5 protein-coding genes and 1 riboswitch are annotated in these 6,000 nt (G+C 69.1%); of the genes, 1 reads left to right on the top strand and 4 read right to left on the bottom strand.

What is annotated here, in order from left to right:
* Positions 1 to 88: 88 nt before the first annotated feature.
* The gene (gene aroA / locus C5F48_RS10820) at positions 89 to 1,432 is read right to left on the bottom strand and encodes a 3-phosphoshikimate 1-carboxyvinyltransferase (RefSeq protein WP_107663924.1); all 1,344 of its coding nucleotides are present in this window, start codon (positions 1,430 to 1,432) and stop codon (positions 89 to 91) included.
* Between the two features lie 64 nt (positions 1,433 to 1,496).
* Positions 1,497 to 2,210, bottom strand: coding sequence for a tRNA (guanine(46)-N(7))-methyltransferase TrmB (gene trmB / locus C5F48_RS10815; RefSeq protein ID WP_107663923.1), 714 nt, complete (start codon positions 2,208 to 2,210; stop codon positions 1,497 to 1,499).
* 313 nt (positions 2,211 to 2,523) lie between these two features.
* Here trmB and C5F48_RS10810 point away from each other — a divergent pair, with 313 nt between their 5' ends.
* The gene (locus C5F48_RS10810) at positions 2,524 to 3,060 is read left to right on the top strand and encodes a peptidoglycan-binding protein (RefSeq protein WP_107663922.1); all 537 of its coding nucleotides are present in this window, start codon (positions 2,524 to 2,526) and stop codon (positions 3,058 to 3,060) included.
* 100 nt (positions 3,061 to 3,160) lie between these two features.
* Here C5F48_RS10810 and metK read toward each other — a convergent pair whose 3' ends face one another.
* Both metK and lnt read right to left on the bottom strand, forming a co-directional pair.
* Positions 3,161 to 4,327, bottom strand: coding sequence for a methionine adenosyltransferase (gene metK / locus C5F48_RS10805; protein ID WP_107663921.1), 1,167 nt, complete (start codon positions 4,325 to 4,327; stop codon positions 3,161 to 3,163).
* A gap of 7 nt (positions 4,328 to 4,334) precedes the next feature.
* A riboswitch (SAM-SAH riboswitch) is annotated at positions 4,335 to 4,383 on the bottom strand.
* A gap of 34 nt (positions 4,384 to 4,417) precedes the next feature.
* The gene (gene lnt / locus C5F48_RS10800) at positions 4,418 to 5,908 is read right to left on the bottom strand and encodes an apolipoprotein N-acyltransferase (protein WP_107663920.1); all 1,491 of its coding nucleotides are present in this window, start codon (positions 5,906 to 5,908) and stop codon (positions 4,418 to 4,420) included.
* Between the last annotated feature and the right edge of the window lie 92 nt (positions 5,909 to 6,000).

The raw sequence follows: 6,000 nt of genomic DNA, 5'->3' as shown, positions 1-6,000 counted from the left end.
CATCCTGTTTCTTCTTTGCAAAAATACTCTCGGGGGGAGCCGGCGCAGCCGGCGTGGGGGGCAGACAGCCCCCCTGCCCTGCCCGGGCCTAGAGATCCGACACATCCGCCCCGAGCCGCGCCATCAGGGGCAGGAAGGCCGGGAAGGAAGTGGCGATGGGCGAGCCGTCGTCGACCGACACCGGCTTCTGCGCCGCCATCCCCAGCACCAGAAAGCTCATGGCGATGCGGTGGTCGATATGGGTCTTGCAGGTCGCCCCGCCCGGCACGCCGCCAGCACCCATACCATAGACGATCAGCGTGTCCTCGTCCTCCTCGACTTGGACGCCGCAGGCCTCGAGCCCGCGCGCCATCGCGTCGATCCGGTCGCTTTCCTTCACCCGGAGTTCCTTCACCCCGCGCATCACCGTGCGGCCCTCGGCGCAGGCGGCGACGACCGAGAGGATCGGGTATTCGTCGATCATCGACGGCGCACGCTCGGGCGGCACCTCGATGCCCTTCAGCGGCCCGAAGCGCACGCGCAGGTCGGCCACCGGCTCGCCACCCTCCTCGCGCGGGTTCTCGAAGGCGATGTCGGCGCCCATCTCGACCAGCGTGAGGTAGAGCCCGTTGCGGGTCAGGTTCTGGCTGACCCCCGGCACGAAGATCTCCGAGCCCTCGACCACCAGCGCGGCGCAGACCGGGAAGGCCGCCGAGGAGGGGTCGCGCGGCACGGCCACGGTCTGGGCCTTCAGCTCCGGCTGGCCGGTCAGGGTGATGACCCGGCCCTCCGCGCCGTCCTCGACCGTCAGCTCGGCGCCGAAACCCACCAGCATCCGCTCGGAATGGTCCCGCGTCGCCTCGCGCTCGATCACCACGGTCTGTCCGGGCGCGTTCAGCCCGGCCAGCAGCACCGCCGATTTGACCTGCGCCGAGGCGACGGGCGTCGCATAGCGCACCGGCACCGGACTGGCCGCGCCGACCACCGTCATCGGCAGCCGGCCGCCCTTGCGCCCGTAGGCCTTGGCGCCGAACAGCGCCAGCGGGTCGGTGACGCGGCCCATCGGGCGCTTGCGCAGGCTGGCGTCGCCGGTGAAGGTCGCGGTGATCGGCGAGGTCGCCATGCAGCCCATGATCAACCGCACGCCGGTGCCGGAGTTGCCGCAGTCGATCACCTCCGCCGGTTCGGCAAAGCCACCGACGCCCACGCCATGCACCGACCAGCTGCCCGGCCCGTGGTGGATCACCTCGGCCCCGAAGGCGCGCATCGCCTTGGCGGTGTCGAGCACGTCCTGCCCTTCCAAGAGCCCGGTGATCTTCGTCTCACCTACCGCCAGCGCGCCGAGGATCAGCGCGCGGTGGCTGATCGACTTGTCGCCGGGCACTTCGGCGCGGCCCGTCAGCGGGCCGTTGCGCCGGGAAGTCATCGGTTGGGCTTGGCCGTGGCCGGACATGGGTCATTCCTCGCAATTCCGTCGCGGCTGGCTTAGCGAAACCGCCCGCTCCGGTCCAGCGCGATCAGCCGGCGCGGGTGAAGGTCACATAATGCGGCGCCCGCCCCTCGCGCAGCGCCTTCTGCTCGTAGCGGGTGGAATACCAGTCGGGCCAGGCCTCGGAGCCCTCCGAGACCAGCGTGAAGCCTGCCTGCGGCACCTCCTCCAGCGTCTGGCGGATGTAGTCGGGAATGTCGCTCGCCACGCGGAATTCGGCCCCCGGTTTCATCGCCCGGGCCAGGGGCACCAGATGCTCCTGCGTCACGAAGCGGCGGCGGTGGTGGCGCGTCTTGGGCCAGGGATCGGGGTAGTTGAGGAAGGCGCGGCTCAGGCTCGCCGCGGGCAGCACGTCGAAGAGGTCGCGCACATCGCCCGGATGCACCGCGAGGTTCCCCACCCCCGCCGCGCGGATCTTGCCCAGAAGCATCGCCACACCGTTGATATAGGGCTCGCAGCCGATCAACCCGATGCCCGGGTTGGTCGCCGCCATATGCACCATATGCTCGCCGCCGCCGAAGCCGATCTCCAGCCAGACCTGGCGGTCGTCGCCGAACAGCGCCGGAAGGTCGAGCGGCTGCCGCTCGGGGTTCTCCTCGCGGGTGATGCCGCGCGGGCGCAGCGCCTCGAGGTCCTCGTTCAGATAACCCTTTTGGCTCGGCCGCAGCGTCTTGCCGAAGCGGCGGCCGTAGAAGTTGCGCCATTCCGGGGCGGCGGGCGGCAGGTCGGGATCGTCGGTCATGACAGGCTTTCGCTGATGCAGCCTCGGGGCCTAGCCAAAGCGCCGCAATGCGTCAAGCCAAAGCCCCCCCGCGAGCGCTTCGGCTGGGCCCGGGTGGCGCCTTGACTTGGCGCGGCGGAAAAACTTCTGCCGCCAGAAATCTTCTTCCTTTCGGGGGCCCGGAGGGAACCAAAACAATATCTCGTACAATCAATGGCTTGATGGACGAGTATCCCATATCATCCTTCCTGTTATGCGATAACATCCTGCCGTTTTTGCTTAGCCTGCTCCCCCGACCCATGTTGGCGGCATCAACACCTGGAGGATCAGATCCATGCAAGCCAACCTGAAGAAAACCGGAGTCGCTGCCCTCGTCTCCTTCGCCATGATGGCCGGCGCCGTCGCCCCGGCCCATGCCTTGGGCAAGCGCGAGAAGGGCTTCCTGACCGGCGTCGCCGCCACCGTCGCGGTGGGCGCGCTGATCAACCAGCAGCGCAACCAGCAGAACCAGCATCCGCGTCGCGTCGTGCAGCAGCAGCCGCAGTATTACGCGCCGCAGCCGCAATACTACGTGCAGCAACCGACGCCGACCTATGCCCGCACGGCCCCCGTGGCCTACGAGCCGCGGTACCGCGCGCCGAGCATCTATTCGGTCCCCGCCGCGACCACCTTCAACGAATACAGCCCGCAGATGCGCCGTGAGATCCAGCTGGAGCTGGCGCGCTACGGCTACTACTCGGGCTCGATCGACGGCGCCTGGGGTCCGAACACCTACCGCGCCGTGCAGGCCTATGCCCGCGACAGCGGCAACACGAGCTCGCTGAACTCTGTCCGCGGCGCCTACGGCCTCTACGACGCCCTCGTCGGCTGAGGCCTCCCCCATTTCAAGCAGATATTTTTGAGGCAGATCATTCTACAGCAAAGCCCCGGAGTTTGCTCCGGGGCTTCATTCTTTCCAGCGGTGGGAAGGCTCAGACGGCCTTCTTCAGCTGCTCGATCAGGTCGGTCCGCTCCCAGGAGAAGCCGCCGTCGGCCTCCGGCGCGCGACCGAAATGGCCATAGGCCGAGGTCCGGGCGTAGATCGGACGGTTCAGGTTCAGATGCTCGCGGATGCCGCGCGGCGTCAGATCCATGCATTCGGCCACGGCCTTCTCGATCGCCGAGGCGTCGACCTCGCCGGTGCCATGCGTGTCGACATAGATCGACAGCGGCTTGGCCACGCCGATGGCGTAGGAGACCTGCAGCGTGCAGCGGTCGGCCAGACCCGCCGCCACCACGTTCTTGGCGAGGTAGCGCGCGGCATAGGCCGCCGAACGGTCCACCTTGGTCGGATCCTTGCCCGAGAAGGCCCCGCCGCCATGCGGCGCGGCGCCGCCATAGGTGTCGACGATGATCTTGCGGCCGGTCAGCCCCGCGTCGCCGTCCGGCCCGCCGATCACGAAGGTGCCGGTCGGGTTCACCCACCACTCGGTCGCCTCGGTCAGCCAGCCCTCGGGCAGCACTTCACGGATATAGGGCTCGACGATGGCGCGGATGTCGGCGCTGGTCTGCCCGGCGTCGGAGTGCTGGGTCGAGAGCACGATCGAGGTCACCTCGACCGGCTTGCCGTTCACGTAGCGCAGCGAGAGCTGCGACTTGGCGTCGGGCCGCAGCGTCGGCTCCTGGCCGGATTTGCGCACCTCGGCCAAGCGGCGCAGGATGGCATGGGAGTAGAGGATCGGGGCCGGCATCAGCTCGGCGGTCTCGCGGCAGGCATAGCCGAACATGATGCCCTGGTCGCCGGCGCCGTCACGGTCGACGCCCTGGGCGATATGGGCGGACTGCTTGTGCAGGTAGTTCTGCACCTCGATGCCCTGCCAGTGGAAGTGTTCCTGCTCGTAGCCGATGTCCTTCACGCAGTCGCGCACGATACCGTCGACTCGGCCCATGAACTCGTTCAGCTTGTCGGGATCGGAGAGCCCCACCTCGCCGCCGACGACAACGCGGTTGGTCGTGGCGAAGGTTTCGCAGGCGACCCGGGCGTTGGGTTCTTCGGTCAGGAAGGCGTCGAGGATGGCGTCGGATACCCGGTCGCAAAGCTTGTCGGGATGGCCCTCCGAGACGGACTCGGAAGTGAAGACGTAGTTGTTGCGTGACATTGGGAAGTGCTCCGTTGGGTTACCCCCGCCACGCCAGGAAGCCGTTGTGACGGTTCGATAAGTCGCGGCTACACCCGCCCCCCCGAAGGGTCAAGCCTGCCGCGGCCTGCGGCGCAGGAGCAAGCCCGCCGCAAGGGCCGCGAACATCAGCAGGACCGGGAATTCTCCCAATGTTGCGAAGGGGGTAGCGGGTAAAGACCCCGGCAGTGCGACATCTTTGTAACCTGCCGCGCCAAGCGGCAGTTCGTCCAGGATCCGCCCCTTCGCGTCGATCAGCGCCGAAACCCCGGTATTGGCCACCCGGACCAGCGGCAGCCCCTGCTCGATGGCGCGCAGCCGCGCCTGGGCCAGATGCTGATAGGGGCCGGTCAGCGTGCCGAACCAGGCGTCGTTGGTTACCTGCAGGATCCAGTCGGCGCGTTCCGGCGCGGCGCGCAGGTCCTGCGGGAACACCGCCTCGTAGCAGATCAGCGGCAGCACCTTGCCCAAGGCGCCCAGATCCAGCACCGAAGCGCCGGCCCCCTCGGAATAGCCGTTGCCTTGCTGCGCCGCAAAGGCCCGGATGCCGAACAGCCGGTCCATCGTGTCGCCGAAGGGGATGTATTCGCCGAAGGGCACCAAATGGTGCTTGTCATAGACCGCCTGCACCCCGGCGTCGGCGGCCACCACCACCAGCGAGTTCCAGAACCGCCAGCCCTCGCCGCGCTGGATGCCGGCCAGCACCGGCGCACCCTGCGCCGCCTCGGCCATCTCGATCAGTGCGCCCTCCGACTCTTCCAGCAGATAGGGCACCGCGGTCTCGGGCCAGATCACCGCGTCCGGCCGCGGCTCGGCGGCGGTGAAGGTCAGCTGGCGGTCGAACAGCATCCGCGCCATGCCCGGCTGCCATTTCGTCGCCTGATCGGCGTTCGGCTGCACCAGCCGCAGGGTGATCCCCGGCGCCTCCGGCTCCGGCTGCTGCAGCCGCTGCCAGCCGAAGCCCGCGGCGGCGGCGAGGATCAGCCCGCCCGCCAGCGCGCCCTTCCAGCGGAAGGCGACCGGCAGCGCCGCGGCGAGCGTGGTCATCAGCGTCAGGCCGGAGGGGCCGATCAGGCTCGCTGCCTGCGCCGGCCAGGTCCCGATCCAGACATGGCCGACCAGCGCCCAGGGAAAGCCGGTCAGCACGTAGCCCCGCGCCAGCTCCACCGCCGCCAGCGCCGTGGCGAAGGCAAGCGCCCGCCGCGCCGGATGGGTCGGCAGGGCCGAAAGGAAGCCCGCCAGCGCCCAGAACAGCGCCAGCCCGAAGGAGATCAGCACAACGGCGAAGGGGGCCATCCAGCCGTCGCGGGCGGCGTCGATCAGGAAAGGCTCGAAGATCCAGCTCAGCGACAGGGCGAAATAGCCGGCCCCGCCGAACCAGCCGGTCAGCGCCGCCGTCTTGCGGCCCGGCTCGCGCGCCACCAGCAGCGTCAACGCCGCCAGGCCGATCAGGGTCAGCCCCCAGAAGCCGAGCGGGGCCTGACCCGAGGCCATCACCGCCCCCAGCCCGAAGGCCGCGCCCAGCCGCGCGCGCAGGCTCCACTGTTCGGCTTTGGCGGTCATGGGTCTGTCCTGCGGCTGCGTCAGCCGCTGGGTGCCCCGCCGGCGCGGGGTCGTCAAGAGCCCGCCGATCAGGGCCGCGTGATCCGGCGGGG

It is taken from the genome of Cereibacter changlensis JA139 (assembly GCF_003034985.1).
Classification (GTDB): domain Bacteria; phylum Pseudomonadota; class Alphaproteobacteria; order Rhodobacterales; family Rhodobacteraceae; genus Cereibacter; species Cereibacter changlensis.
This window is presented reverse-complemented; position numbering and strand designations above follow the sequence as displayed.